24 protein-coding genes and 1 tRNA gene are annotated in these 25,530 nt (G+C 67.1%); 13 read left to right on the forward strand and 12 right to left on the reverse strand.

Annotated features, from left to right (window positions below; genetic code table 11):
• Nucleotides 1-115 precede the first annotated feature (115 nt).
• Both VH569_RS23925 and VH569_RS23930 read left to right on the forward strand, forming a co-directional pair.
• The gene (locus VH569_RS23925; RefSeq protein ID WP_423318497.1) at nucleotides 116-1,504 is read left to right on the forward strand and encodes a hypothetical protein; all 1,389 of its coding nucleotides are present in this window, start codon (nucleotides 116-118) and stop codon (nucleotides 1,502-1,504) included.
• A gap of 61 nt (nucleotides 1,505-1,565) precedes the next feature.
• The gene (locus tag VH569_RS23930) at nucleotides 1,566-3,407 is read left to right on the forward strand and encodes a chloride channel protein (RefSeq protein ID WP_423318499.1); all 1,842 of its coding nucleotides are present in this window, start codon (nucleotides 1,566-1,568) and stop codon (nucleotides 3,405-3,407) included.
• Between the two features lie 113 nt (nucleotides 3,408-3,520).
• Here VH569_RS23930 and VH569_RS23935 read toward each other — a convergent pair whose 3' ends face one another.
• On the reverse strand, nucleotides 3,521-4,174 hold the full coding sequence (locus VH569_RS23935; RefSeq protein ID WP_423318501.1) for a peptidoglycan-binding domain-containing protein: 654 nt from the start codon (nucleotides 4,172-4,174) through the stop codon (nucleotides 3,521-3,523).
• A 579-nt stretch (nucleotides 4,175-4,753) separates the two neighbouring features.
• Here VH569_RS23935 and VH569_RS23940 point away from each other — a divergent pair.
• Both VH569_RS23940 and VH569_RS23945 read left to right on the forward strand, forming a co-directional pair.
• A complete protein-coding gene (locus tag VH569_RS23940; RefSeq protein ID WP_423318502.1) occupies nucleotides 4,754-5,932 on the forward strand; it encodes an OpgC family protein in 1,179 nt (392 codons plus the stop codon).
• A gap of 64 nt (nucleotides 5,933-5,996) precedes the next feature.
• Nucleotides 5,997-6,293 (forward strand): hypothetical protein, encoded by a 297-nt coding sequence (locus VH569_RS23945; protein WP_423318503.1) that lies wholly within the window; start codon nucleotides 5,997-5,999, stop codon nucleotides 6,291-6,293.
• A 91-nt stretch (nucleotides 6,294-6,384) separates the two neighbouring features.
• On the opposite strand, the gene VH569_RS23950 is transcribed toward VH569_RS23945, so the two are convergent.
• The gene (locus VH569_RS23950) at nucleotides 6,385-6,822 is read right to left on the reverse strand and encodes a PRC-barrel domain-containing protein (protein ID WP_423318504.1); all 438 of its coding nucleotides are present in this window, start codon (nucleotides 6,820-6,822) and stop codon (nucleotides 6,385-6,387) included.
• 137 nt (nucleotides 6,823-6,959) lie between these two features.
• A complete protein-coding gene (locus VH569_RS23955; RefSeq protein WP_423318506.1) occupies nucleotides 6,960-7,586 on the reverse strand; it encodes an ATP-dependent Clp protease proteolytic subunit in 627 nt (208 codons plus the stop codon).
• 398 nt (nucleotides 7,587-7,984) lie between these two features.
• Between VH569_RS23955 and VH569_RS23960 the strand changes: the two genes are divergently transcribed.
• The 5 genes from VH569_RS23960 to VH569_RS23980 all read left to right on the forward strand — a co-directional run bounded on the left by VH569_RS23960 (nucleotide 7,985) and on the right by VH569_RS23980 (nucleotide 14,083).
• A complete protein-coding gene (locus VH569_RS23960; RefSeq protein ID WP_423318508.1) occupies nucleotides 7,985-8,848 on the forward strand; it encodes a glycosyltransferase in 864 nt (287 codons plus the stop codon).
• Nucleotides 8,849-8,944: 96 nt separating this feature from the next.
• Nucleotides 8,945-9,247 (forward strand): hypothetical protein, encoded by a 303-nt coding sequence (locus VH569_RS23965; protein WP_423318509.1) that lies wholly within the window; start codon nucleotides 8,945-8,947, stop codon nucleotides 9,245-9,247.
• Nucleotides 9,248-9,401: 154 nt separating this feature from the next.
• Nucleotides 9,402-10,556, forward strand: a complete 1,155-nt coding sequence (locus VH569_RS23970; protein WP_423318511.1) for an efflux RND transporter periplasmic adaptor subunit — start codon at nucleotides 9,402-9,404, stop codon at nucleotides 10,554-10,556.
• A 4-nt stretch (nucleotides 10,557-10,560) separates the two neighbouring features.
• Complete coding sequence (locus VH569_RS23975; protein WP_423318513.1) at nucleotides 10,561-13,689, forward strand: efflux RND transporter permease subunit; 3,129 nt, start codon at nucleotides 10,561-10,563, stop codon at nucleotides 13,687-13,689.
• A 13-nt stretch (nucleotides 13,690-13,702) separates the two neighbouring features.
• Nucleotides 13,703-14,083 carry a response regulator gene (locus VH569_RS23980; RefSeq protein ID WP_423318515.1) on the forward strand — a complete coding sequence of 127 codons (381 nt, stop codon included), beginning with the start codon at nucleotides 13,703-13,705 and terminating at the stop codon, nucleotides 14,081-14,083.
• Between the two features lie 171 nt (nucleotides 14,084-14,254).
• Here VH569_RS23980 and VH569_RS23985 read toward each other — a convergent pair whose 3' ends face one another.
• The 3 genes from VH569_RS23985 to folK form a co-directional block, all read right to left on the reverse strand.
• Nucleotides 14,255-14,413, reverse strand: a complete 159-nt coding sequence (locus VH569_RS23985; RefSeq protein WP_167421726.1) for a hypothetical protein — start codon at nucleotides 14,411-14,413, stop codon at nucleotides 14,255-14,257.
• Nucleotides 14,414-14,707: 294 nt separating this feature from the next.
• On the reverse strand, nucleotides 14,708-15,115 hold the full coding sequence (locus VH569_RS23990; RefSeq protein ID WP_423318517.1) for a hypothetical protein: 408 nt from the start codon (nucleotides 15,113-15,115) through the stop codon (nucleotides 14,708-14,710).
• Nucleotides 15,116-15,213: 98 nt separating this feature from the next.
• Nucleotides 15,214-15,747, reverse strand: coding sequence for a 2-amino-4-hydroxy-6-hydroxymethyldihydropteridine diphosphokinase (gene folK, locus VH569_RS23995; protein WP_423318519.1), 534 nt, complete (start codon nucleotides 15,745-15,747; stop codon nucleotides 15,214-15,216).
• 218 nt (nucleotides 15,748-15,965) lie between these two features.
• Between folK and VH569_RS24000 the strand changes: the two genes are divergently transcribed.
• The 3 genes from VH569_RS24000 to VH569_RS24010 all read left to right on the forward strand — a co-directional run bounded on the left by VH569_RS24000 (nucleotide 15,966) and on the right by VH569_RS24010 (nucleotide 17,809).
• Nucleotides 15,966-16,421 (forward strand): hypothetical protein, encoded by a 456-nt coding sequence (locus tag VH569_RS24000; protein ID WP_395454622.1) that lies wholly within the window; start codon nucleotides 15,966-15,968, stop codon nucleotides 16,419-16,421.
• A gap of 161 nt (nucleotides 16,422-16,582) precedes the next feature.
• Nucleotides 16,583-17,299 (forward strand): SRPBCC family protein, encoded by a 717-nt coding sequence (locus VH569_RS24005; protein WP_423318521.1) that lies wholly within the window; start codon nucleotides 16,583-16,585, stop codon nucleotides 17,297-17,299.
• 129 nt (nucleotides 17,300-17,428) lie between these two features.
• Nucleotides 17,429-17,809, forward strand: a complete 381-nt coding sequence (locus VH569_RS24010) for a c-type cytochrome (RefSeq protein WP_109048171.1) — start codon at nucleotides 17,429-17,431, stop codon at nucleotides 17,807-17,809.
• Nucleotides 17,810-17,931: 122 nt separating this feature from the next.
• Here VH569_RS24010 and pepN read toward each other — a convergent pair whose 3' ends face one another.
• The 6 genes from pepN to erpA all read right to left on the reverse strand — a co-directional run bounded on the left by pepN (nucleotide 17,932) and on the right by erpA (nucleotide 24,112).
• Nucleotides 17,932-20,589: an aminopeptidase N gene (gene pepN / locus VH569_RS24015; RefSeq protein WP_423318523.1), complete on the reverse strand. Its 2,658-nt coding sequence runs from the start codon at nucleotides 20,587-20,589 to the stop codon at nucleotides 17,932-17,934.
• Nucleotides 20,590-20,927: 338 nt separating this feature from the next.
• A complete protein-coding gene (locus VH569_RS24020) occupies nucleotides 20,928-21,779 on the reverse strand; it encodes a hypothetical protein (RefSeq protein WP_423318524.1) in 852 nt (283 codons plus the stop codon).
• A 288-nt stretch (nucleotides 21,780-22,067) separates the two neighbouring features.
• Nucleotides 22,068-22,157 (reverse strand) — tRNA-Ser (locus tag VH569_RS24025).
• 85 nt (nucleotides 22,158-22,242) lie between these two features.
• Entirely contained in the window at nucleotides 22,243-22,815 is a 573-nt protein-coding gene (locus VH569_RS24030) for a hypothetical protein (protein WP_423318525.1), read from the reverse strand.
• Between the two features lie 130 nt (nucleotides 22,816-22,945).
• On the reverse strand, nucleotides 22,946-23,719 hold the full coding sequence (gene xth / locus VH569_RS24035) for an exodeoxyribonuclease III (protein WP_423318527.1): 774 nt from the start codon (nucleotides 23,717-23,719) through the stop codon (nucleotides 22,946-22,948).
• 36 nt (nucleotides 23,720-23,755) lie between these two features.
• On the reverse strand, nucleotides 23,756-24,112 hold the full coding sequence (gene erpA, locus VH569_RS24040; RefSeq protein WP_377810852.1) for an iron-sulfur cluster insertion protein ErpA: 357 nt from the start codon (nucleotides 24,110-24,112) through the stop codon (nucleotides 23,756-23,758).
• 192 nt (nucleotides 24,113-24,304) lie between these two features.
• On the opposite strand from erpA, the gene VH569_RS24045 reads away from it, so the two are divergent.
• Nucleotides 24,305-25,504, forward strand: a complete 1,200-nt coding sequence (locus VH569_RS24045; RefSeq protein WP_423318529.1) for a deoxyguanosinetriphosphate triphosphohydrolase — start codon at nucleotides 24,305-24,307, stop codon at nucleotides 25,502-25,504.
• The last annotated feature ends 26 nt before the right edge of the window (nucleotides 25,505-25,530 follow it).

Here is a 25,530-nt window from a genome sequence, read left to right on the forward strand (position 1 = left end):
TGCGTGTCCTGTGCAACAGGTGTCTGCTCCGTGCAACAGCATGGGCGGTTGGGCTTGCGGACGGGGGCAGGCGCGGATAGCTTCGCCGCCACAACCATCCACGGATTACCTCGTCATGACCGCCCGCTTCGCCGCATCGCTGTCCGCGCTTCTCCTGCTGGGGGTGGCGTCGGCTCCGGCGATGGCCGAACTGGTGCCGGTGCAGCCGACGATTCCTCCCGCCGCCTATTACGGACTGCCCGAGCCGGAGGCCGAGATTGTCGTTCCCGGCGGTCCGGTGCAGGACGCCAAACCGGGCAATGCACCGAACAGTGCTCCGGGCAAGCCGGCCGCCAACCCGTCCGCTTCGGTTCCCGCCAAACCCGACGGACCGGGCGAGCTGATCGAAAGCTGGGACGGCGGGGCCGCCAAGAAGAAGGACGGCAGCTTCGCCTATTGCGTGGCGGAGGGGGAATTCACCTCCGGCCATGTGCTGATGTTCGCGCGCAGCCCGAAGGGCGAGACCAACATCGGCATCGGCATCCCCGGCGCCGACCTGCCCAAGGGCGGCGAGTGGCCGGTGACCATCGAGGTCGACAAGAAGCTGAAGCGGGAGCGGACCGCCGTCGCCTCCCAGCCGGACATGCTGGTGGTTTCCAATGGCAAGGACGACGAGCTGATCAACGCCCTGATGGGCGGCAACGAGCTGGTGGTGTCGTCGGCCAGCGACCGCATCGTCTTCAAGCTGGCCGGCACCAAGAAGGTGCTGGGCGACCTGAAGACCTGCGTCGACAAGGGCGGCAACGTTCCGCCGATCAAGGTCGCCGCCGGCCGCCCGGCGGACAAGGAGCGGAAGAACCGCCTGCCGGAAGGGCTGGACAGCCTGCTGACCGCCGCCGGGGTCCATGACGCCGAACTGGTGCCGATGGACAAGATCCCGCAGGACCGCCGCCCGGCCGACGTCGCCTGGCGCTTCGGTCCCATCGTCGGTGGCATCCGCGAGCGTGCGGTGGGCGAAGGCGCCAGGATCGACGAGCTGTCCGACAGCTTCGCCGAGGCGATGAAGCAGCGTTGCGAGGGCACGCCGACCGTCGTCCTGAACCAGTCCGAGCAGGCGGGGGCGGTCTGGCTGCGCACCGGATCGGTCGAGTGCGCGATGCCGCAGGGCAAGCTGCACGTTACGCTGAACTTCCTGCTGTCGCAGCGCCGCCTGTTCACCGTCATCTTCCACGAGGCCGGCGAGCCCGACGTACAGCTGGCCGACAAGGTGCGCGACAACCTGGCCCAGGTGCTGCGCCGTGCCGGTGTCGCCCCGGCGCCCGTTCCGACAGCCGACGCGCCGCCTGCTCAGCCGGCGCCCGCTCAATCGGCACCGGCACCGGCACCGGCACCGGCCGTCCAGTCTCCGGCTCCTGCTCCGGCAGCGGCTCCCGCACCGGCTCCCGCTGCTCCTGCGGCCACCCCCGCGGCCCCCGTTCCGCCGACGGTGAAGCCGCAATCGAAACCGCAGCCGTCGAAGCCCTGACGGAACTCAAGCCCTTCCGGCCCATTGACCCTATACGGAAGGGCCATCGATCAGCGTGACCATGCCTGACAACTCCGCATCCATCGACGGCGTGGGCGACAACGCCCGCGCCGGAAGCGATCCCTATGCGTCGCTCGATGCCTCAGCCACCACCACCGTGTCCGAGCGCTGGAGCGTGCGCAACAGCGCGCTCGCCGTGGTCGTGCTGGCAGCACTTATCGGCGGCGCGGTCGGGCTGGCGGTCGGCCTCCTGCATGAGGCGGTGCTGCTGATGCAGACGCTGGCCTTCGACGTGCCCGATGGCGAGCGGTTGGGGCAGGGCGCGCCGGACCTGCTGCGCACCCTCGGCGTGCCGGCGGTGGGCGGGCTGCTGCTGGGCATCCTGTCGCTGCTGGTGCGGCGCTGGCGTCCCAACGCCATCGTCGACGCGGTGGAGGCGAACGCGCTCTATGGCGGCAAGATGTCCCTGATCGACAGCCTGCGCCTGACGGTGACCACCGCCCTGTCCAACGCGTCGGGTGCGTCGGTCGGCATGGAGGCGGCCTATACACAGGCCGGCGCCGGACTGGCCTCGTCGCTGGGCCAGCGGCTGCGGCTGCGCCGGGCCGATCTGCGCACGATGGTCGGCTGCGGGGCGGCGGCAGCCATCGCCGCGGCCTACCATGCGCCGCTGGCGGGGGCTTTCTACGCCTTCGAGCTGGTGCTGGGCGGCTACACGCTGGCGGTGCTGGCTCCGGTCGGGGCGGCGGCGGCGCTGGGGGTGGCGGCGTCGGCCCTGCTGACCGGCGGCGAGGTGCCGCTGGCGCTCGGCCGGCCGGTGGAGATCGCCGGCTGGGATTATGCCGCCTGCGGCGTCGTCGGCTTCCTGGCCGGCTGGCTCAGCATCCTCGCCATGCAGGCGGTGACGATGGCCGAACGCGGCTTCAACCGCCTGCCGGTTCCGCGCTGGATGCGCCCGGCCATCGGCGGGCTGATGGTGGGCGCGCTGGCGCTGGCGGTTCCGGCGGTGATGGGCAGCGGCCCCGGCGCGGTGCCGCCGGAACTGGCGGGCGGCGCGCTGGCGCTGGCCCTGACGCTGGCGGCGAAGATCCTGGCCTCGGCGGTGTCGCTGGGTTCGGGCTTCCGCGGCGGCCTGTTCAGCGCCTCGCTGTTCATCGGCGGGCTGTTCGGCGGCCTGCTGGGACAGGCCATAGCGACCTTCCTGCCCGGGTTGGGGATCGACGGCGGCCTGCTGCTGCTGGTCGGCATGGGCTCGGTCGCCGCCGGCGTCGTCGGCGCACCGGTCACCATGGTGCTGCTGGTGTTGGAGACGACGCAGGATCTGTGGGCGGCGTCGGGCGTGCTGATCGGGGTGGTGCTGTCGACCACCGTGGTGCGGCAGGCCTTCGGCTACTCCTTCGCCACCTGGCGCTTTCACCTGCGCGGCGTGCCGATCCGCGGGGCCTACGATGTCGGCTGGCTGTCGGAGCTGACGGCCTTCCGGCTGATGCGCCGGGATGCCAAGACGGTGCCGGCCACCCTGACGGTGGAGGCGCTGCGCCGCCTTTACCCGCTGGGTTCCACCAAGGCGGTCTTCGCGGTGGATGAGATGGGCCGTTATGCCGGGATGGTCGACATGTCGGTCGTCCACGATCCCGACCAGGACACCGCCGCCACCGAAACCCGGGTCGGCTCGCTCGCCAGCAAGGCCGACGCCGTCCTGATGCCCGGCGACGATGCCCGCACCGTGCTGAGCCGCTTCGGCAGCGAGGAGGTGGAGGCCCTGCCGGTGCTGTCCTCCCCCACCGACCGGCGGATCATCGGCTATGTGACGGAGTCCTTCGCGCTGCGCCGCTATTCCCAGGCGCTGGAACGCCAGCGCGGCGAGGATCTGGGCGAACGGGGTCTCTGGGGAAGGGACTGACCGGAAAGCGACAGCGCCGGTAAAACGACATCGCCGGTTCCGAGACGCCGCGGCGGCTGCCTGCCGTCGCGATGCCCCGGAACCGGCGATGCGGTTACGGCTGTGAGGTGATGTTACTGCTTGGTGCCGGTCGTGCCGGTGGCACCCGGGGTGGTGGTGTCGCCCGGCATCGTGTTGTTCGTCGTGCCGGTCGTCCCGGTGGTGTTGCCCGTGGTGGTGCCGGTCGTGCTGCCCGAGGTGGCCTGACCGGTGCTGCCCATGTTCAGGGCGGACATCGTCTGCTGGTCGGCGCGGCCGGTGACGCGCAGGCCGTTGTCACGCTGGAACTTCATCAGGGCGCTGCGGGTGCCGGCGCCCCAGACGCCGTCGACGGCGATGTCGCGGCCGTCGTTGCGGTCGTTCAGCGCCTGCTGGAGTTCACGGACCTGATCGTGGCTCAGCCGGGTGCTGGAGGCCATGCTGCCGGAATGGTTGGCCGACGACCGGCGCGTGGAGCTGCCCGAGGTCTCGTCCTTCACTTCGGCCGTGGCGCGGTCGGTCACGCGGTCGGTCTTCTTGCTCAGGCTCTCGTCCATGGTGTTGCCGGCCACCGCGCCGCCGACACCGCCGACCACCGCACCGACCGGACCGCCGACGACGGCACCGGCCACAGCGCCCGTGCCGGCGCCGGTGGCCGTCCGCGAGGTTTCGGTGCTGCCGCAGGCGCTGAGCGCGAACAGGGCGCCGGCCGCAGTGGCGGTCATGACGATCTTCGAAATCCCACGCATGGTTGCCATCCTTCTCGATTACGCTTCGATGTTGGCGACCCGCCGCCCGGTGCGGCCTGTACTGTCCTGCCGCACGGCAAGCGACAGCTGGGTCATGTGAAGAACAATCAACAGCGGGCCTTCTTGTTCCCTGACGTCGCATCACGATTTTCCGCATACGCCGTTCACCATGGCGCAAACGGAGCCTCGGCCGGAGTAATACTCCGCCACGGCCTCGCTCTGCTCGTCCGGCATGTGCAGGGAAATGGCTTGTCCGGCACGATGAAAATGAGAGAGGTGCGGCGATGTGCTTCGCCCTCCTCATCCGCCCGCTATCCCTGCCTCCCCCGATAACGGGTTGGTTTCCACACCCCTCCCGAGAAGGGCTTAACGCTTTTCCCCTCCGGCGCCGCGTTGGAAGGATTCCCCCATCGCGTTGGACATCCCGCCGGCGAAATTGACCATGGTTGGGCTACATCCGTCGTGGCGGTGCCGGACCCAAGGTAGTCGGGCACCGTAGCGATTCGTCTGCTGACCCCCACCGGGGCCGCTTCCACACGGGGCGCAGAGGCCCGCGACAGCAGGAGAGGCGAGGGCTGCATGCAGCAACGTCAGACACGCGACGCCCGGCTCGATCTTTTCAAGGGCGTGGCCCTTCTGATCATCTTCATCAACCATGTCGGCGGGAATCCGCTGGCGAAGGTAATGCCCGCCCGCTTCGGACCGTCGGATTCGGCCGAGATCTTCGTCTTCATCTCCGGCTATGCCATCGCGCTGGCCTATGGCCCGGTGCTGGCGGAGCGCGGGTTCGCGGCCTGCCAGCGCAAGGCGCTCGACCGCTGCCGTCAGCTTTGGGTCGCCAACATCCTGACCATGCTGGTCAGCGCGCTGGTGGTGGCCTTCGCCGTGTATATCGGCGATCTGCCGATGGAGGCATCGAACCGGCTGGAAAGCTTCGCGCCGCTGTTCGACACCCCGGTCACGGCGATGGCGTGGACGCTGGTGCTGATGTATCTGCCCTTCGCCTTCGACATCCTGGCGCTCTACATCCTGCTGGTGGCGGTGGCGCCGCTGTTCCTGTGGAGCTATGCCCGCTTCGGCTATGCGGCGGTCGCGCTGTCGGTCCTGCTCTATCTGGTTGCGCAGGCGGCCCCCGGGCTGGTGCCGCCCAACCTGTGGGACGAGGACTGGAACTTCAGCCCGCTGGCCTGGCAATGCGTGTTTTTCCTCGGCACCGCCCTGGCGCTGGTGGTGCGCAGCGGGCGGGTCCGGCTGCCGCAGTCGCGCTGGCTGCTGACGGCTGTGCTGGCGCTGCTCGCCGGCATGGCGGTGTGGAAGTTCGCCGCTTCCGACATCGGCCACGCCGTGACGCCGGCGGCACTCCGGGGCTGGCTGCCGGAGGAGACGATCCCCTGGGCTGACAAGGACACCCTGGGGCCGATGCGGCTCCTGCATTTCCTGGCGCTGGCCTGCGCGGCGGCCCTGCTGGTGCCGCGGGATGCGGGATGGCTGCGCTCCGCCCCCGCCCGCTTGCTGGTCGCCTGCGGCCGGCATTCGCTGCCGGTCTTCTGCGCCGGCGTGGTGCTGTCCATCGCCGGCTCCGCCCTGCTGGTGGCGGAGGACGGTGCCCTGATGGTGCTGGCAGTCAATCTGGTCGGGGTCGCCGCGCTGCTGGCTCTGGCGCTTGTGCTGGAGCGGCGGCGGACCCGCCGGCAGCCGGCGAAGCCGGCGGTGCCGTCCGCGGCCTCGACGCCGTCCGCGGTGCCCGAAACGCCGTGAATTCGTAGAGTAAGCTACGGCTGGGCGTCTTGAATCCTGCGCCGGGTGAGCGCATAATTCGACCATGCAAGTCAACCCGGCCATACCGTCCTTCCAGACGCTGAAGCCAACCCCGCAGCTGACGCCCGCGGCGCAGGTCGCCATGTCCCCAGCGGTCCAGGCGGCGCAGCAGACCGCGCCTGCGGTGCGGACGCAGACCGTCGCGGCTCCCCAGGCGGCCGGCAAGTCGGACCAGACCCGCGACGCCCGCACCGCGACCCAGGGCAATCAGGCCGTCGACACCACCGCGGGAACGCTCGCCGCCCGGGTGAATGCGCAGGGCTACCAGCCGCGCGGTTCTTTGCTGAACCTGTCGGTCTAGGGCTGAACCTGTCGGTCCAGGGCAGGCATCCCTCCAAAAAGGAAAAGGCGGCGGAGGGCGTTCCCTCCGCCGCCTTTTTCCATGGGCAGACTCAGCGCGACAGTTCGCTCAGCGGACCCTTGCCCTTCACGGTCTCGTAACGGCCCTTCTGCCATTTCTCCAGGCCCTGGAGCTGCTGCTCGGTCATGTCGAGGGTGAGCTTGTCGCCCTTCATGTGCAGCTTGTTCAGCGGCAGGATCACGTCCTTGTCGCTGACGTCGATGGTGTGGTCGACGTCGATCACGGCATAGAGCTTGTTGTTGTAGCGGACGACGTCTTCGACCTCCGCCATGTTCTCGCCCTTGGCGCCGTAGATGTCCTTGCCCTTCAGCTGGTCGACATGCAGCTTCATCAGAGCCGGGTCGACGCTGTCGTCGATTGCCGCAACCGACGGGTTGGTCGACTTGGTCACGCTGTGGTCCGAGGCGGCGAGCGCGGGTGTGGCGGCGAGCAGCGCGGCGGTGCAGCCCAGAACGAGATAGCGTTTCATCGGTTGGCTCCATCTTTCGTGGATGTTGTGGCGGATCAACGCCGCTGCCGACCGATAAGTTTCACATTTTCCAAAAGAAAAAGGGCCTTCCTCCCATCGGGAGAAAGGCCCGGTTTCTTCCGGCTGAGGCGGAACTTTTACTTCAGCTCGTCCATCGTGTCGATGACGTGGCTGACGATGCCGTATTCCTTGGCCTCGTCGGCCAGCATCCAATAGTTGCGGTCCGTATCCTTGGCGACCTTCTCGAACGTCTGCCCGGTCTCACGCGCGATGATCTTGTTCAGACGCTCGCGCATGCGGATGATTTCCTTCGCCTCGATGGCGATGTCCGTCGCCCGGCCGCCCGTTCCGCCCAGCGGCTGGTGGATCAGGAAGCGGGTGTTGGGCAGGCAGAAGCGGTCTTCCTTCTTCGCCGCCAGATAGATGTGGCAGCCGGCGCTGGCGACCCAGCCCGTGCCCAGCATCTTCACCCGCGGCTTGATGAAGCGGATCATGTCGTGGATGGTGTCGCCCGCCTCGACATGGCCGCCCGGCGAGTTGACCACGACGGTGATGTCGTCGTCGTTCTCATGCGCGAGCGCCAGCAGCTGGGCCGACACGACCTGCGCCAGCTTCATGTCGATCTGACCGAAGATCAGGACCGTGCGCGCCTTGAACAGGCTCTGCTGCACGGCGGCGAACTGCGGCTGGGCGCTTTCCTTCGACTTCTCGTCCGGTTCCTTTTCGGGTTCATCGTCGAACCGGGTGTATCCGACCTGCGCCATTGATGTTCTTCTCCCTGGTATCGGAAGCGGGGTATCGGGACCGGGATTCGCCGCCGGAGGAATGCCCCGACCGCTGTCCCGCTGCCGCATGCGCCTTGCCTGCTTCACCACATAGCCCGTCCGGGCTTCATGTTCAACGTCCGCCGGGCCAAAATCGATGGGTCGGGCCGCCTCCGGATGGGACGTTTGAAACGCCGTGCAACAGTTTCCCGGCGATGTTCCACCGTTCCACCCGTCCGACAAAAGGCTGTCCTCTCCGACATCGCAGGCACGACCACCCTTCCTACCATGCGGCAACGCCGCCGGTAAGGGGAGGCGCGAAATCCTGTTCAGGCCATTGACGACCTTTGCGTAGCGACGCCAAACTCTGCCGGCGGACGGGCCTGGAGTGCAGTGCTATGGGCGGGACTGGAACAGGGCAGGACCCCTCCTTCGGCGTTTCCGTCATCATCGCGGCCCACCGCGCCCACGACACCATCGCCCGCGCGGTGCGGAGCCTGCTGGAGCAGGACTGGACGGCATGGGAGGCGGTGATCGTCAGCGACGATGGCACCGACTACCGTCCGACCCTGCGGGCCGCCGGGATCGACGATCCGCGGCTGGTCTTCACCGGCACCGGCCGGGTGGGCGCCGGGGCGCCCGCGGCGCGCAACGCCGGGCTGGCAGCGGCGCGGCTGGAGCTGCTGGCGCCGCTGGATGCCGACGACCGTTTCCGCCCCGGCCGGCTGTCCGCGCTGGTGCCGCTGGCGCTCGGCAACGGCGCCGCCTTCGACAATGTCGCCGTGGTCCGCGACGAGGACGATTCGCCGCTGCAGCACCTGTATGAGGACGGGCAGGCGCCGGCCCTGCTGGATGGCGACGGCTTCCTGGCGACCTCCGTGCCGATGTTCCCGGTGGTGCGGCGCGATCTGGTGCCGGGCTGGGACGACGACGTGGATTTCTGCGACGATGTGGTCTTCAACGTCCGGCTTCTCGACGCCGCCGGGCCGGTGCCGCTGGTGGCGACGCCCTTCTATGAATACCGCCAGCGCGCCGGCTCCATCACCTTTTCCGCCGACAGCGGCGCGCGGGCGGAGCGCTGCTACCGCCATGTGCTGGACCGGTTGGACGGCGACGGGCTGGGCATCCGGGACGACGGGCTTCGCCGGCGCTTCACCCAGGCCATCGCCGCCAAGCGCGCCCGCAATGCCGCCTATGAGGCTGCGTTCAAGGCCGGCCGCTGCGCCAATTTCCAGGAATTCCTGGTGCTGGAGTGGGGGTAAAGACCTGAACCGCCAAGCTCCCGCTGGCTTTGCTTTACCATTCTGTGTCAGCTTTGTTGCGTCGCACATCGCCGGACCGGACACGGGTAAACTCCCATGAATGCCCCGACCTGCTGCCTCGCCCGCATCCCCGCCAATGGAAAATTCTGGCTGAAGAACGCGCGCGTTCACGACGGGTTGCGCGATATCCGGATCGAGAACGGCCGGGTCCGCGCCCTGGTGCCGGCCGGCGAGTCGCCCTGCTGCGCGCCGGGACTCGACCTCGACGGCGGCGAGGTGCGGCGTATGGACGCAGATATTCCGCCGATGGCCGGCGATCCGGCCGACCTGTGGGTGACGCTGTGCGGCGGCCGGACGGTGCCGATGCGGGCGGGAAAGCTCGAAACCGCAAAGACCTAAGGGATAGGCGGTCATAAAGATGCGGTGCATAGAGACGGTTCGGATCGCTGAACCTTCTCGACTCCGGATGTGAACTGAACGATATAGTTCAGTTTGCCCGGTGCCCCCGTCGGTTGCGCTGCGGCAAAGCGAAACCCGTCCGGATCCCGGCCCCATGCGCCACACGCTTCGCATCGCTGCACTCCTCGTCCTGGCGGCACTCGCCGGCGGGGCCTACTGGTATTTCGTGAAGCAGGGCGGGACCGTTGCCGGTCTGACGGCGATGGTGAACGGTGCCATTTCCGGCGGCGCACCGGCCCAGGGCGGCGCCTCCGGTGGCGCCGCCGGGGCAGCCAAGCCGCCGGGGGGCGCCCCGCCGATGCCGGTGGAGGCCGCTCAGGTCCGCGTCGGCACGGTCGAGCGGACGGTGACCGCCGTCGGCTCGCTGCTGTCCAACGAATCGGTGGTCGTCCGGCCCGAGATCGCCGGCCGCATCAGCGAGATCGCCTTCAAGGAGGGGCAGCGCGTCGCCAAGGGCACGGTGCTGGTCCGGCTGGACGACGCCATCGCCCGCGCCACCCTGGCCCAGGCGCAGGCGAGCATCGCCTTCTCCCGCGCCGAGCTGTCACGCGCCGACCAGCTGGTCCGCCAGAACACCGGCCCCCTGCGCAACCGGGAGCAGGCCTCGGCCAAGCTGCTGGCCGACGAGGCGGCGGTGCAGCTGGCCAGGGCGCAGCTCGACAAGCAGGTGATCGCCGCTCCCTTCGACGGGGTTCTCGGCCTGCGCAAGGCGTCGGTCGGCGACTTCGTCCAGGCCGGCAAGGACATCGTCAATCTGGAGGACATCGACACCCTCAAGCTGGACTTCCGCGTGCCGGAGATGTTCCTGCCGGCGGTGAAGGTCGGCCAGACGGTGAGGGTGGCGGTGGACGCCTTCGGCGGGCGCAGCTTCGATGGCACGGTGTACGCCATCGACCCGCTGGTCGATGTGAACGGCCGCGCCCTGGCGATCCGCGCCCGCGTGCCGAATCCCGACGGCTCGCTGCGCCCCGGCCTGTTCGCCCGCGTGTCGCTGACGCTGACCACGGTGCCCGACGCCGTGCTGATCCCCGAACAGGCCATCGTCGCCTTCGGCAAGGACCAGTTCGTCTTCAAGGTGGTGGACGGCAAGGTGGTCCAGACCCGCGTCGTGCTGGGCGAACGCCGCAACGCCGAGGTGGAGATCGCCAAGGGCCTCGCTCCCGGCGACATGGTGGTCACCGCCGGCCAGCTGAAGATCCGCGACGGCGTGCCGGTGACGGTTCTGCCGGCCAAGCCGGCCGGGAGCTAAGTCGATGGTCCTCTCCGACATTTCCATCCGCCGTCCCGTCCTGGCGACGGTGATGAGCCTCGCTTTGATGCTGATCGGCATCGTGTCGTACCAGCGCCTGTCGGTGCGCGAATATCCCAAGATCGACGAGCCGGTCGTCACGGTGGAGACGACCTACAAGGGTGCCTCGGCCCAGATCATCGAAAGCCAGGTCACCCAGACGCTGGAGGACAGCCTTGCCGGCATCGAGGGCATCGACGTGATGTCCTCGATCAGCCGGGCGGAGAAGTCGCAGATCACCCTGCGTTTCCGGCTGGACCGCAACGTCGATGTCGCCGCCAGCGACGTGCGCGACCGGGTGGGCCGCGTCCGCGCCCAGTTGCCCAGCGAGATCGACGAGCCGGTGATCGCCAAGGTCGAGGCTGACGCCCAGCCGATCATCTATCTCGCCTTCTCCTCCGACCGGCATTCGCCGCTGGAGGTGACCGATTTCGCCGACCGCTACGTCAAGGACCGGTTGCAGAACCTGCCCGGCGTGGCGCAGGTGCGCATCTTCGGCGAGCGCCGCTTCGCCATGCGGCTGTGGCTCGACCCGCAGCGGATGGCCGCCTACCGGGTGACGCCGCAGGATGTCGAGAACGCGCTGCGCCGGCAGAATGTCGAGATTCCGGCCGGCCGCGTCGAAAGCGTGGCGCGCGAGTTCACCGTGGTGTCGGAAACCGATCTGCGCAGCCCGGCGGAGTTCGAGGCCATCATCCTGCGCGATGATTCAGGCTATCTGGTCCGTCTGCGCGATGTCGGCCGGGCGGAGCTGGGTGCGCTGGACGAGCGGGTCAGCGCCCGCTTCAACGGCCGCGGCGCCGTCGCCATCGGCGTGGTGAAGCAATCCACCGCCAACCCGCTGGACGTGTCGAAGGCGGTCAACGACGCGCTGCCCAAGATCCGCGCGGCGGTGCCGGACGGCATGGGGGTGGATGTCGGGTACGACAGTTCCGTCTTCATCGCCAAGTCGATCGACGCGGTGTTCCACACCATCTTCGAAGCGATCATCCTCGTCGTTCTGGTCATCTTCTTCTTCCTGCGCTCGCTGCGGGCGACGCTGGTGCCGCTGGTGACTATCCCGGTGTCGCTGATCGGCGGCTTCGCCCTGATGTACGCGCTGGGCTTCTCGATCAACACGCTGACCCTGCTGTCGATGGTGCTGGCCATCGGCCTCGTCGTCGACGACGCCATCGTCATGCTGGAGAACATCTTCCGCTATGTCGAAGAGGGGATGAACCCCTTCCAGGCGGCGCTGAAGGGATCGCGCGAGATCGGCTTCGCCGTCATCGCCATGACCATCACGCTGGCGGCGGTGTACGCCCCCATCGGCTTCATGACCGGGCGTACAGGGCGGCTGTTCACCGAGTTCGCCCTGACGCTGGCCGGCGCGGTGATCGTGTCCGGCTTCGTCGCGCTGACCCTGTCGCCGATGATGTGCTCCAAACTGCTGAAGCACGAGACCAAGCATGGGCTGCTCTACCGCGCCATCGAACGCTTCCTGGAGGGGATGACCAACGGCTACCGCAGGCTGCTGCGCCTGTCCCTGCGGGCACGGCCGCTGGTGCTGCTGATCGGGCTGGGCGTCGCCGCCGCCAGCTATTTTCTGTTCACCGGCCTGAAATCGGAGCTGTCGCCGGTCGAAGACCGCGGCACCATCGTCGGCATCGCCATCGCGCCGGAAGGCTCCACGCTCGACTACACCATGGGCTATGCCCAGCGGATGGAGGCGCTGTTCCGCCAGATCCCGGTGCTGGAGAAGTTCTTCGTCGTCGTCGGCTTCCCGGTGGTCAACCAGGGCATCGCCTTCGTCCGCCTGATCGACTGGGACGAGCGTGAGGTGAAGCAGCAGGCGATCACTGCCCAGCTGTTCCCCAAGATGTTCGGCATCCCCGGCATCCTGGGATTCGTCACCAACCCGCCGTCGCTGGGGCAGAGCCCGATCGACAAGCCGGTCAATTTCGTCATCCAGACCTCGCTGCCCTTCGAGGAGTTGCAGGCGATGGTCAACGCCATGATGGCGGAGGCGCGCAACTTCCCCGGCCTGACCAATCTCGACACCGATCTGAAGCTGAACAAGCCTGAACTGCGGGTGTCGCTGGACCGCGACAAGGCGGCCGACCTGGGGGTGGATGTCGACACCGTCGGCCGCACGCTGGAAACCCTGCTGGGCGGCCGGCAGGTGACGCGCTTCAAGAAGGACGGCAAGCAGTATGACGTGATCGTCCAGGTGGCCAACGTCGACCGCCGCAACCCGGACGACATCGCCGGCATCTATGTGCGCGGCGGCACCAGTGCGACCGGGGGAGCGGGGCAGATGATCTCGCTCGCCAATCTGGTGAAGGTCGAGGAGCGGGTGGCGCCGAAGGAACTGAACCACTTCAACAAGCTGCGCTCCGCCACCATCACCGCGACGCTGGCACCGGGGACCTCGCTGGGCGAGGCGCTGGCCGTCATGCAGGCGGCGGCGAACAAGGTGCTGCCGGCAACCGCCCAGACCGACTATGCCGGCCAGAGCCGCGAGTTCCGCGAATCGGCGACCGGGCTCTACTTCGTCTTCATCCTGGCGCTGGCCTTCATCTATCTGGTGCTGGCGGCGCAGTTCGAGAGCTTCGTCGACCCCTTCGTCATCATGCTGACGGTGCCGCTGTCGATGACCGGCGCGCTGGCGGCCTTGCAGATGAGCGGCGGGACGATGAACGTCTACAGCCAGATCGGCCTCGTCACGCTGGTCGGGCTGATCACCAAGCACGGCATCCTGATCGTGGAGTTTGCCAACCAGCTCCAGCGCGCCGGGACCGATATCCGCAAGGCGGTGGAGGAGGCGGCCGTGCTGCGCCTGCGCCCGATCCTGATGACCACCGGCGCCATGGTGCTGGGGGCGGTGCCGCTGGCCTATGCCAAGGGGGCCGGTGCCGAAAGCCGGCAGGCCATCGGCGCCGTCATCGTCGGCGGCATGACGCTCGGCACGCTGCTGACCCTGTTCGTCGTGCCGACCGTTTACAGCTATCTTGCCCGCAAGAAGCCGATGCAGGATGACACCGGCGAGGCGGAGCAGGCGGCCAGTGGACATGGCGGTGGGCAGGGCCACGGTGCGCCCCATCCGGCCGAATGACGGGAGCGGTGTGGTGGCGAATGTTCTGATCATCGATGACGACAACGTTGCGCGTGCGGTTCTGCTGCGCACGCTGACGATGGCCGGCCATGAGGCGGTCGGTGCCAGCGACGGGGTGGAGGGAATGGAGCGGTTCCGCAACCGTCCCCCCGACAGCCCGCTCGACCTCGTCATCACCGACATCTTCATGCCGAACCAGGAGGGGCTGGCGACGATCATGGAGCTGCGGCGCGGCGCGCCGTCGCTGAAGATCATTGCGATTTCCGGCGGCGGCGCCCGTGCGTCGCTGGACGTGCTGCCGGTGGCGGAGGCGCTGGGCGCGCACCGCACCCTGCGCAAGCCCTTCACCCCGGCCGAGGTGATGGAGGTGGTGCGCGCGGTTCTAGAGGGGTGAAGCGCCTGTCCCGGGAAATGCGAAACGCCGCTCTCCAGGGGAGGGCGGCGTTTCGCTGTCGTGGATTCCAGCCGATTTGCCTGACCGGGCCTTATCCGGCACCTATGTCGGGGCGTCCGTGACGCATCTATCTCGGGGCGTCTGCGACGCCCGGATCAAGAGTCCCGCAGGTCAGGCGGCGAGCCGCTCTTCCTGTACTCGACGGCTCCGGCGGAGGCGCTCGAAAAGCTGCTGGACACTGTCGGGGCTGATCCCATCGCGCACCATAACGGCGATCACGATCGGATCTTCGAGCAGTTCGGAAAGGGTCGGCGTCGTGTTTCGGTCCATGCGTCCCTCCCTTAGTGTCCGGCCTCCGGGTGCCGCAGCCGTCCCTGAAGGGGGATCGGCGGACGGACGAAGCCGGCAATGGCGATTGGCCTAATCCCTGCTGCGCGCTCGTCTCGGCTTTCGGTGTCCGGATTGCCTCCAGGGATATACCCCCTTCGGTCCGGATTGTGGGTCTGAAATACAATATGGCGACCATAACTCAGACGGAGTGGTATTGTCACCCGTCCTTTTGTCAACAGCCGCTATATCTTTGTGTATTCCAGTATTAGGGCGCGCGGCCGGGGGGTCGGCCGCTCAACCCTGCCCCGGCCGTGCCCGCGTCAGGCTGGCGCCGGCGGTCGGACCGCCCGAGTCGGCCGCAGGAATGGCGACATCGACCTGCACCCGCCTCACCTTGGCATGAGACAGGCACAAATCCGCGGCGCGGTCCGCCAAATAATCGGCGCCGGGTACATTGGATTCGCCACAAAGACGACGCAAGTCTTCGACAATATCCTCGTAAGACATCACCGCGGCGATGTCGTCGGGAAAGCCGGGGCCGGGATGGGTGACGGTCAACGTCAGGTCGAAACCGACCTCCGGCCGGTCGGTGCGGCCGGCGAGCGCCACCGCGGCGGCGAAGCCGCGCACCAGGATGGTGTAGGTGAGCGGCGCACCGCCCGGTTGGACCAGCAGGGTCCGTTTCACGCTATCGTCCGACAACACACTCTCCCGGCCGGCGAGCGGGCGCCGGCGTTGCGTTCAGGCCGGCACTATAAGCGGTGCGGAGGCCGCTTGCCACCGCGCTCCGGCCGCCCGAATCACAGCGCTTCGGCGATGCGGACGACGGTTTCGCGACCGGGCACCTCGTCGCACAGCGCGTCGATCCGCCGGTTCAGCAGCGGGTGGACGATGTCGGCGGCGATGTCGGCCAGCGGGCAGAGAACGAAGGCGCGTTCCGCCATGCGGGGATGGGGGATCTCCAGATCCGGCGCCGCCACCACCCGGTCGGCGTAGAGCAGGATGTCGACGTCGATGGGCCGCGGGCCGAAGCGCAGGCCGCCCAGGTCGCGGCCCAGCGAGGCCTCGATCTCCTTCAGGACGCGCAGCAAGGCCGCCGGCTCCAGCTCGGTGGTGCCGCGCACCGCCATGTTCAGGAAGGCCGGCTGGTCCGTCACATACATCGGCGCCGTCTCGTAGAGGGCGGACTGCGCGTCGATCCGCACCGCACCGCCCAGCCGCCGGATCGCCTCGGCGAGGTTGGCGGCGCGGTCGCCCATATTGCCGCCGAGCGCGAGATACACCGTCGCGGCGGAGGTCGATGAGGAGGGGGAGGGGGGCGTAAGCTCGGCCATGGCGTCGGCGGTCCCGATATGCTGGTATGGGCAGGGAGCGGGACTCCTAGCAAATCCGGACCCGCCCGTCACTTCCGGGCCGCAAGTCCGCATCGCCCGGCGCCGTCCGGGAACGGACGGGCAGCGGCGGGGTTTCAGCACTGTATCAACCGGTTGAGAAGAACCCGGCGATGACACGATATTCTGGTGGAGGACGAGAGATGGGCCGAGACAAGGGTATGGCAAGGACCGTGGGCGCTGCGATGATCCTTCTCGGCGGCACGGCCGTCCTCCTTGCCGGCTGCGCCACCGGTCCCGACCCGGAGATCGCGCGCCGCGCCCAGACCGCCATGGTCGGCATGCCCAAGGCCGACCTGCTGGCCTGCGCCGGCGTGCCGGACCGGCAGGCGACCGCGTCGGGGCGCGAATATTACACCTATGTCGCCCATCCGGCGGTGGCCTACAGCCCCGGCAGCAGCATCGGCATCGGGGCCGGCAGCTTCGGCGGTAGCGGCGGCGTCGGGCTTGGCCTCGGCTTCGGGGTGCCGGTCGGCGGCGGTACGGCTCCGGGATGCGAGGCGACGGTGGTGATCGGTCCGCGCGGCACGGTGGAGCAGGTCAGCTACCCGGCCGGCGCCTCGCTGTCGTCCTGCACACCGATCGTCAGCACCTGCATGGCGCCGCCACCCGGCTGACCATGCCCGCTGCGGCTTAAGACTTTGAGATGAAGCGGCCGGGGCTGTCGCCGCGCCCTGTTATGCCATATTCTCGACCGTAACCCCGGCCGCAGCCGGGGAACCGACGCCCGCAACGGGGCGCATCCGGGTTGCCACCAGGGTGGGAGGAACCACGAACCATGGACATGAGCGGAAGCCACCGGATCGAGGCCAGCCGCGATGCGGTGTGGGCGGCGCTGAACGATCCGGACATCCTGCGCCAGTGCATTCCCGGCTGCGAAGAGGTGGTCCGGCAGTCCGACACCGAGATGACGGCCAAGGTCGTCGCCAAGGTCGGCCCGGTCAGCGCCAAATTCGCCGGCAAGGTCACCCTGTCGGACCTCGACCCGCCCAACGGCTACACCATCACCGGCGAAGGGTCGGGCGGTGCCGCCGGCTTTGGCAAGGGCGGCGCCACGGTGACGCTGGCCGACGATGGCGGCGCCACGCTGCTGAGCTACACCGCCAAGGCCCAGGTCGGCGGCAAGCTGGCGCAGATCGGCTCCCGGCTGGTCGACGCCACCGCCCGCAAGATGGCGGAGGAGTTCTTCGCCCGCTTCACCCAGATCGTCGGTCCCGCCCCGGCTGAGGCCCCGCCGGCAGTCGATGCCGCCCTGCCTGAGCCCGCCGCCGCGGCGCCCCAGCCGGCTGTCCGCCCTGCTGTCTATTCCGATCCCGCCCCGGCGGCTCCCCCCACGGCGAAGCCTGCCAGCCGCATGGCGGAGGTGCCGCCGGAGATCCCGCTGCCGCTGCCGGTCGGGCGCGGCGCGGGTGTTGGCGGCGGCAATTTCTACGTGCCGTGGGCTGCACTTCTTGTGGTTGTGGTCCTGCTCGTATCGCTTGCTTGGATGAGTTGACGTGGCAGATTGTTCATTGGTCGTACGGCTGCATCAAAGGGGTTTGACACCCTTTCGGAATGTGTATGCTGCCGCGCGATTCCGGTCGGCGCCGTCGGCCGGTGGATCCATCGGAAGGGAAGCCGAAGAATGAAGAAGCTGTTGATGGGCGTTGCCGCCATCGCCGCGGTCGTGATGGGTGCCGGTGCCGCCCAGGCGGCCGATGCCGCCGCCGGCAAGGATGTCTTCAAGGTCTGCATGGCCTGCCACACCGCCGAGCAGGGCAAGAACAAGGTCGGCCCGTCGCTGTTCGGCGTCGTCGGCCGTCCGGCCGCCTCGATCGAGGGCTTCAAGTATTCCGCCCCGATGAAGGAAAAGGGCGCCGGCGGTCTGGTCTGGACCGCGGAGAACCTGGACGCCTACATCAAGGCGCCGAAGGAAATCGTCCCGGGCGGCACGATGGCTTTCGCCGGCCTGAAGGACGACGCCAAGCGCGCCGACCTGATCGCCTTCCTGTCTGAGCAGAAGTAAGACCGCTGTCCCCCGGTCCGGCGGCCGGGGGACGCTGCGGACGGCGAAAGGGCCGGTGGCGATGCCACCGGCCCTTTGCTTTTGAGCCCCTGCGTTTGGGAATAGTCCTTTGGTCCCGAGTCTCAGCCGGCGGCGGCCAGGCTCTTGCTCGCGACCTCGTAAACGTCCGGCGACAGTCCCGACGTGGCGACGATTCGCTGCAGTTCGGCCTTCATCAGCCCCTGGCGGGCCGCGTCATAGCGCCGCAGACGGGAGAAGGGACCCATCAGACGAGCCGCAACCTGCGGGTTCATCGGGTCCAGGCGCAGCACCTGATCGGCGAGGAAGCGGTAGCCGGCACCGCTCGCGTCATGGAAGCGGACCGGGTTGCCGTTGGCGAAGCCGCCGATCAGCGCATAGACCTTGTTCGGGTTCCGGATCTCGAAGGCCGGATGGCCGAGCAGGGCGGTGACGCGGGCCAGCGTGTCGGCGCGGTTGGACATCGCCTGTACGCCGAACCACTTGTCGACCACCAGCGCCTCGCCCTTCCAGCGGGCGTAGAAGTCGGCCAGCGCCTTCTCCCCTTCCGGCGAGGCGGCGTTGGACAGGAACTGCAACGCCGCGATCTCGTCGGTCATGCCCTGGGCGGTGCGGTACTGCGTCAGGCAGAGGTCGAGCGCCTCGTCGTCCTCCAGCGCCATCAGATAGGCGAGGCAGAGATTCTTCAGCGCCCGCTTGCCGATGGCGTCGGCATCGACGGAGAAGGGTTCCTGGCTGCTGTTGCGGCGGTAGAGGTCGAGGAAGCGCGCCCGCAGGCGGCCGGCCATCGTCTTGCGCGCGAATTCGCGCACCGCATGGATGGCGTCGGGATCGACCACCGGCATCTGGGTGCCGAGATAGGCCTCCGTCGGCAGCACCAGCGCCTGGGCGGCGAAGGCGGGATCGCGCTCCGCATCGTCCAGGATTTTGGCGAAGGCGTCGGCATAGCCCTCCGGCAGCACCGGATCGCGGCCGGCCTGCTTGTCGGCGACGAGGCCGAGCAGGATGCGGGTGCCGAGAATCTGCCCGGCCTCCCAGCGGTTGAAGGCGTCGCTGTCGTGCGCCATCAGGAAGGTGAGGTCGGCGTCGGTCAGGTCGGTCTTCAGCTTCACCGGGGCGGAGAAGCCGCGCAGCAGCGACGGCACCGGCCGGGCGGCGATGTCGCGGAAGGTGAAGCTCTGGCTTTCCGCCGTGACATGCAGGATGCGGCTGGTGCCGGCGGCCTCCTCTTCGCCGTCCAGGCGCAGCGGCAGGTCCTGGCCGTCGGGGCCGAGCAGGCCGACGACCAGCGGGATGTGCATCGGCTGCTTGGTCGGCTGGCCCGGCGTCGGCGGCACCGTCTGCCTGACCGTCAGGGTGAAGGTCCCGGCCGCCGGATCATGGCTGCCGGCGATGTCGAGTTCGGGCGTGCCGGACTGGCGGTACCACAACTGGAACTGGGTCAGATCGACGCCGCTGGCATCGGCCATGGCGGCGACGAAATCGTCGCAGGTGACCGCCTGCCCGTCATGGCGCTGGAAGTAGAGATCGGTGCCCTTGCGGTAGTTTTCCGGCCCCAGCAGGGTGTGGATCATGCGGATGACTTCCGCACCCTTGTTGTAGACGGTCGGGGTGTAGAAGTTGTTGATCTCGACATAGCTGTCCGGGCGCACCGGATGGGCCATGGCGCCGGCATCCTCCTGGAACTGCACGGTGCGCAGCCCCTGGACGTCGGCGATGCGCTTCACCGCGCGGGAATGCATGTCGGCCGAGAATTCCTGGTCGCGGAAGACGGTCAGCCCTTCCTTCAACGACAGCTGGAACCAGTCGCGGCAGGTGACGCGGTTGCCGGTCCAGTTGTGGAAATACTCGTGCGCGACCACCGCCTCGATGTTGAGGAAATCGGTGTCGGTCGCGGTTTCCGGTTTGGCCAGGATGTATTTGGTGTTGAAGACGTTGAGCGACTTGTTTTCCATCGCTCCCATGTTGAAGTCGCCGACCGCGACGATGTTGAAGATGTCGAGGTCGTATTCCAGCCCATAGACCTCCTCATCCCAGCGCATCGACTTGATCAGCGAGCGCATGGCGTGGTCGATCTTGTCCTCGTTCCCCGGCTCGACATAGATGCGCAGCGTCACGTCGCGGCCCGACGCGGTGCGGAAGCGGTCCTCGCCATGGACGAGGCTGCCGGCGACCAGCGCGAACAGGTAGCAGGGCTTGGGGAAGGGATCCTCCCAGCGCGCCCAGTGGCGCCCGCCCTCAAGATCGCCGGACTCGGCCAGATTGCCGTTGGACAGCAGCACCGGATAGCGCGCCTTGTCGGCGGTGATGGTGGTGCTGTAGCGCGCCATCACGTCCGGCCGGTCGGCGAAATAGGTGATCTTGCGGAAGCCTTCCGCCTCGCACTGGGTGCAGAAGTTGCCGGAGGACTTGTAGAGCCCTTCCAGCGCGGTGTTCTCCTGCGGCTTGATGCGGACGATTGTTTCCAGCGTATAGCTGGCCGGCACCTCCAGCACGATCAGGTGATCGGGGGTGACGGTGTATTCGTCCGGCCCCAGAGTGCGGCCGTCCAGCGCCACCGACACCAGATCCAGCCTCTGCCCGTCGAGCGACAGCGGTTCCGTCGCCGCCTCCGGCCGGTCGGGGTTGCGGCGGATCGCGAGCACCGCGCGGACGGTGGTGACATCCTCGCCCAGGTCGACGAACAGGTCGACCGTGTCGATCAGATGCGCCGGCGGGCGATAGTCCTGAAGCCGGATGGCCTTCGGCGTGCCTTTGTCCATGTGCCTTGTCTCTGGTCTGTGTCTGTCTTGCGGATCAAGCCGTTCGGGACAGGTCCGAGGAACAGGGACTGTAGCAAGGCGGGGGCGGGCTGTCGTGGGTGGGAATGGACGGGCTGCTAGGTTGTTCGCGCACCCGATACGGAGAACCAGATGAGCCACTTTTTCGGCAACCATTTATGCATCTGAGGATCTTAGTAGTGAATTGTTGGCAGTTGAGTGCATGCCAATGGTCTTTCTGAGCACCAACTAACTGCGCCTGATGTCAGGTACTTATGTCCTTCTCAAACTAATAAGGGGTCCTAAAGTAACTTTGAAAGCGGCCGTTGTTCAGTTGTAGGTTAGGGAGGGATTGCATTCTGATGTCCATTATCCGGCGTCTTTACCACGTCCCCAAACGAACGCGTCTCAAACGCGACCGCAAATTCCTCGTCGCTCCAGTCCCCGTCGCCGTAGTCGCTTTTGTCATAGAATTTTAGGCCATTTTGGAACGAGATGGCCACGTGCGGCCCAACGAACGGGCAGGTTGGTAGGTAGAAAGCACGAATGAACGGGTCTTCTTCCCATTCACGCTTGATGAAGACCAAACCGCGTGTGCCTTCGATAAACCAAGGACGGGCGCCGAAAGCAGTGAATTGCTGGTCGATTATCTCGCGAATATGAAGTACTGCTGCGAGCGCGTCCTCGCGCAGCGTGGCGTAGGTTGATGCATTGAAATGGACAGATCGGTGGCGCAATAGCATGAGTGCACGAAACTGGTCGATAGCGCCGGGCAATAGAACTCTCCAAGCCTCCAAAGTTCCTATGGCTTTCATCCAATCAACAAATGAATCCTTGCCGAACACGGTTCGGTACTCTGTAGTGTGTCGATAAGAATCGCGCAGATCAAGGATCAGATGGTTTAGGATGCGCTCACCGAGTGCGCAGGCACCGAGCAGCGCAGGGTAGTAGGCTCCAACCACAAATGCTCGCCGAACTTGATCAAAAAGAGCGTTGTGGTAACTGACGACGGAAAATGGCTTTGTACCGATAGCGACAAAGTTAGCGATTTTTCCCTCTAAGTCTTCGCTACCGAACTCGCTAGCTAACATACATTTTACACGCTCGCGATTATCGAAATGTTGCCGGCGTAGTGCTTCATTCCACCCCTCGCCCAATTCATTAAATAAGTAGCATCGCGTGTCGAAATCCATTGTGTAACTCATGTGCCGTCGACGGCCGTAATCAGCCAAGAACGGCTTCCATTCAGCAGCCGGCTGCGTTTGATCCACTTGATCTATTGTCAAACGTTTCTGCATTTGAAATTCATGTACTTCATGAAGGTCTTAGTGGGCAGTACTCTAATTCATCAAGAAGGTATATGAAATGCCGGAAAGGGTCGCGATGTCCATGCACATTATGGACCATGGTGTGGAGTGGCGCATTGGCATTTCGCTCAGCGTCATGCGGCAAAATGCAGGCCCGAAAAAACTTAGGAAGGCTGGCGGATGGGGTGGGATTCGAACCCACGGTAGGCTTGCACCTACGCCAGTTTTCAAGACTGGAGCCTTAAACCACTCGGCCACCCATCCTCCGGCCCACGGGAGTAGCGAATGCGTCGCGGTGGGTCAAGTGTCGCGCGCAAACTGCTGCGATTTGCCCGTCAGTCGCAGCCCCTCAATTGCGGATCGGGCGGCCCAGCGTGCGCAGGCGGCGGGTCGGCTTCGGCGGGCTGGGGCTGTCGGAGAAGTCGGGCAGGCTGGGCGCGCGGGCTATCGTCTTGCGGATCAGCTCGGCCGTGGCGTCCAGATCGTCGAGAATCTCCGGCGCCACCCGGTCGGCGTAGCGGGGGCTCAGCAGGCGGGTGCGGGTCTGGTCGATGCTGCGCAGTTCGGGCTCGAACAGCTCGCGGGCGCCGATGGGCAGGACCTGGTCCTCGCGCATGCTGGCGAAGTAATTGCGCATCGTGCGGGCCAGCATGCGGGTCAGCAGAAGGTCCATCCGCTCGAACTCGGCGCGCAGGTCGGTCAGGCGCGACTCGTCCACGCCTTGGAGATGTTCCTCGGTCAGGGTGAACAGGGCGCGGATCTCCTCCACCTTGCGGCGGAAGTCGAGGAAGGAGGCGAAGCGATCGTCGCCCATGTCGCGCTGGGCGCGGTCGGCAAGCTGGGAGGCTTCGGTCGCCTGACGCTCCAATGCCGCCAGCAGAGACTTCACCCGCTCCCGACCGATATCGCGCCCCCACGCCATGCCCGCCCTACGCTCTGCCGTTGACCGCCACCGCCCGGTCGTCGGCCGGGCGGCGTGGTCATCGTAGAAGCGAAACTTTTAACAAAATGCTTTTATCACGGACTTTCCACACCCGGCGCACCTGCGCCGGTCAGGCGTCGCGCAGTTCCAGGATGACGGGAGTGTGGTCGGAGGCCTTTTCCAACCCGCGCGGGCCGCGGTCGATGGTGCAGCCGGCCAGACGGTCGGCGGCCTGCGGCGACAGCAGGAAATGGTCGATGCGCAGGCCGTTGTCGCGCGGCCAGCTGCCCGCCTGATAATCCCAGAAGGTATAGGCGCGGTCGTCGTCATGCAGGGCGCGGTAGGCCTCGGTCAGGCCGAGATTCAGCAGGGCGCGGAACTTGGCCTTCGATTCCGGCCGGAACAGCGCATCGCCGGCGAAGGCCTGCGGCGAGAAGACATCGCGCGCCTCGGGGATGATGTTGTAGTCGCCGCCCAGCACCACCGGGATTTCCTGCGCCAGCAGCTTGCTGGCGTGGTCGTACAGCCGGTCCATCCAGCGCAGCTTGTAGGCGAACTTCTCGCCCGGCACCGGGTTGCCGTTGGGCAGGTAGAGCGAGGCGATGCGCACGCCGGACACGGTGGCCTCGACATAGCGGGCCTGCTCGTCCTCCGGCTCGCCCGGCAGGCGGGTCAGCACGTCTTCCGCCGGGGCCTTCGACAGCATTGCGACGCCGTTGTAGGCCTTTTGCCCGACGGCATTGACGTGGTAGCCGAGGTCCTCGAAGGTCGCGGCGGGGAAGGCGGCGGTCTCGCATTTGATTTCCTGGAAGAGCACGACGTCCGGGGATGCCGTGCGCAGCCAGTCGGTGATCAGCGGAAGGCGGGCCTTCGCCGAGTTGACGTTCCAGGTGGCGATCTTCACGAAAAAGGCCTGCCTTCTTTTCTTTTTCTTCTGGTCTCAGACCGCGAAGGAGTTGCCGCAGCCGCAGGACGCGGTGGCGTTCGGATTCTTGATCTGGAAGGCGGCGCCCATCAGGTCCTCGACATAATCCAGCGTCGCGCCGGCCAGCAGGTCGAGCGAGGCGTCGTCGGTGACGACCTTCGTGCCATCCTTCTCGAAGACATGGTCCTCGCCGGTCGCGGTCTCGTCGAAGGTGAAGCCGTACTGGAAGCCGGAGCAGCCGCCGCCGGACACGGTCAGGCGCAGCATCAGGTTGGGATTGCCCTCTTGCTCGATCAGGAAGGCGACGCGCCTGGCGGCGCTTTCGCTGACGCCGAGGATGCGGGTTTCGGTGGGAAGTGCGGTGTCGGGCATGGGATGGCCCCTCTGGTGCGGTGCGGGAGTTGGGCACAAATGTAAGGGGGATCGACGGCTTCGTCAAAGTATGGGCACCGTTGCGGGAAAGCGTTGCGCATCTGGCACGCTCCGCCGCCGGCTGGCCCAACGCCTGGGCATAGCACGCCTTCGCCGTTGCACCTGCGTTTCCCCGCCGGTAGTGTCCGCCCCATGACGGCGGACTGTTCCCACGATCGGCTGGCTCCCTATGGCTGCAACCCGGCGGACACGCGCGGGCGGCTGGTGGCGGAGCCGGAAAGCCCGACGCGCTCGTGCTTCCAGCGCGACCGCGACCGCATCGTGCATTCCGGGGCGTTCCGCCGGCTGAAGCACAAGACGCAGGTCTTCGTCTATCACGAAGGCGACTATTACCGCACCCGGCTGACCCACAGCCTGGAGGTGGCGCAGATCGCCCGCTCGATCAGCCGCACGCTGGGCCTGAACGAGGATCTGGCGGAGGCGGTGGCGCTGGCCCACGACCTTGGCCACACCCCCTTCGGCCATGCCGGGGAAGAGGCGCTGAACGCCTGCATGGAGCCGTTCGGCGGCTTCGCCCACAACGACCAGACCCTGCGCATCCTGACGCGGCTGGAGCGGCGCTATGCCGAGTTCGACGGGCTGAACCTGACCTGGGAAGCGCTGGAGGGCGTGGTCAAGCACAACGGCCCGCTGCTGCCGCTGCATCCCGGTCATCGCCTGCCGACCACCATCGCCGCCTTCCAGGGCGACTGGGATCTGGAGCTGGACACCAATCCGGGGGCCGAGGCCCAGGTGGCGGCGCTGGCCGACGACATCGCCTACAACAACCACGACATCGACGACGGGCTGCGCGCCGGCCTGTTCACGGTGGACGAGGTGGCGGAACTGCCGCTGGTCGGCCCGCTGGTGCGCGAGGTCTGCGACCGCTATCCGGGGCTGGAGCGCTCGCGCCTGATCCACGAGACGATCCGGCGGATGATCAACGCCATGGTCGTCGATCTGGTGACCGAGACGCGGCGGCGGCTGGCGGAGCACAGGCCGGGCAGTGCGGCGGAACTGCGCGCCCTGCCGCTGGCGATGGCCGGCTTCTCCGACGGGATGCTGGAGGCGCAGCGGCCGTTGCGCGCCTTCCTGCGCCAGCGCATGTACCGGCACTATCGCGTGAACCGCGAGATGAGCAAGTGCAAGCGCGTGGTGCGGGCACTGTTCCAGCTGTTCATGGACGAACCCAATACCCTGCCGACCGAATGGCAGCGCGATATCGCCCAAAATGGGGGCGACGCCGATCTTGCGGTGCGCGCCCGTCATGTGGCCGACTACATCGCCGGCATGACCGACCGCTACGCGCTGGCCGAACATGACCGGTTGTTCGACCTGCATGTGAAGACCTGAAACGCGAAGACCTGAGCCGTGAGGCT

The sequence above is a fragment of the Azospirillum sp. 11R-A genome, assembly GCF_049472615.1.
Taxonomy (GTDB): Bacteria; Pseudomonadota; Alphaproteobacteria; order Azospirillales; family Azospirillaceae; genus Azospirillum; species Azospirillum palustre.

Coding starts and splice junctions, on each gene's coding strand:
- VH569_RS23925 (WP_423318497.1), top strand. CDS start 116: ATGACCGCCCGCTTCGCCGCATCGCTGTCCGCGCTTCTCCTGCTGGGG.
- VH569_RS23930 (WP_423318499.1), top strand. CDS start 1,566: ATGCCTGACAACTCCGCATCCATCGACGGCGTGGGCGACAACGCCCGC.
- VH569_RS23935 (WP_423318501.1), bottom strand. CDS start 4,174: ATGCGTGGGATTTCGAAGATCGTCATGACCGCCACTGCGGCCGGCGCC.
- VH569_RS23940 (WP_423318502.1), top strand. CDS start 4,754: ATGCAGCAACGTCAGACACGCGACGCCCGGCTCGATCTTTTCAAGGGC.
- VH569_RS23945 (WP_423318503.1), top strand. CDS start 5,997: ATGCAAGTCAACCCGGCCATACCGTCCTTCCAGACGCTGAAGCCAACC.
- VH569_RS23950 (WP_423318504.1), bottom strand. CDS start 6,822: ATGAAACGCTATCTCGTTCTGGGCTGCACCGCCGCGCTGCTCGCCGCC.
- VH569_RS23955 (WP_423318506.1), bottom strand. CDS start 7,586: ATGGCGCAGGTCGGATACACCCGGTTCGACGATGAACCCGAAAAGGAA.
- VH569_RS23960 (WP_423318508.1), top strand. CDS start 7,985: ATGGGCGGGACTGGAACAGGGCAGGACCCCTCCTTCGGCGTTTCCGTC.
- VH569_RS23965 (WP_423318509.1), top strand. CDS start 8,945: ATGAATGCCCCGACCTGCTGCCTCGCCCGCATCCCCGCCAATGGAAAA.
- VH569_RS23970 (WP_423318511.1), top strand. CDS start 9,402: ATGCGCCACACGCTTCGCATCGCTGCACTCCTCGTCCTGGCGGCACTC.
- VH569_RS23975 (WP_423318513.1), top strand. CDS start 10,561: ATGGTCCTCTCCGACATTTCCATCCGCCGTCCCGTCCTGGCGACGGTG.
- VH569_RS23985 (WP_167421726.1), bottom strand. CDS start 14,413: ATGGACCGAAACACGACGCCGACCCTTTCCGAACTGCTCGAAGATCCG.
- folK (WP_423318519.1), bottom strand. CDS start 15,747: ATGGCCGAGCTTACGCCCCCCTCCCCCTCCTCATCGACCTCCGCCGCG.
- VH569_RS24000 (WP_395454622.1), top strand. CDS start 15,966: ATGGCAAGGACCGTGGGCGCTGCGATGATCCTTCTCGGCGGCACGGCC.
- VH569_RS24005 (WP_423318521.1), top strand. CDS start 16,583: ATGGACATGAGCGGAAGCCACCGGATCGAGGCCAGCCGCGATGCGGTG.
- VH569_RS24010 (WP_109048171.1), top strand. CDS start 17,429: ATGAAGAAGCTGTTGATGGGCGTTGCCGCCATCGCCGCGGTCGTGATG.
- pepN (WP_423318523.1), bottom strand. CDS start 20,589: ATGGACAAAGGCACGCCGAAGGCCATCCGGCTTCAGGACTATCGCCCG.
- VH569_RS24020 (WP_423318524.1), bottom strand. CDS start 21,779: ATGGATTTCGACACGCGATGCTACTTATTTAATGAATTGGGCGAGGGG.
- VH569_RS24030 (WP_423318525.1), bottom strand. CDS start 22,815: ATGGCGTGGGGGCGCGATATCGGTCGGGAGCGGGTGAAGTCTCTGCTG.
- erpA (WP_377810852.1), bottom strand. CDS start 24,112: ATGCCCGACACCGCACTTCCCACCGAAACCCGCATCCTCGGCGTCAGC.
- VH569_RS24045 (WP_423318529.1), top strand. CDS start 24,305: ATGACGGCGGACTGTTCCCACGATCGGCTGGCTCCCTATGGCTGCAAC.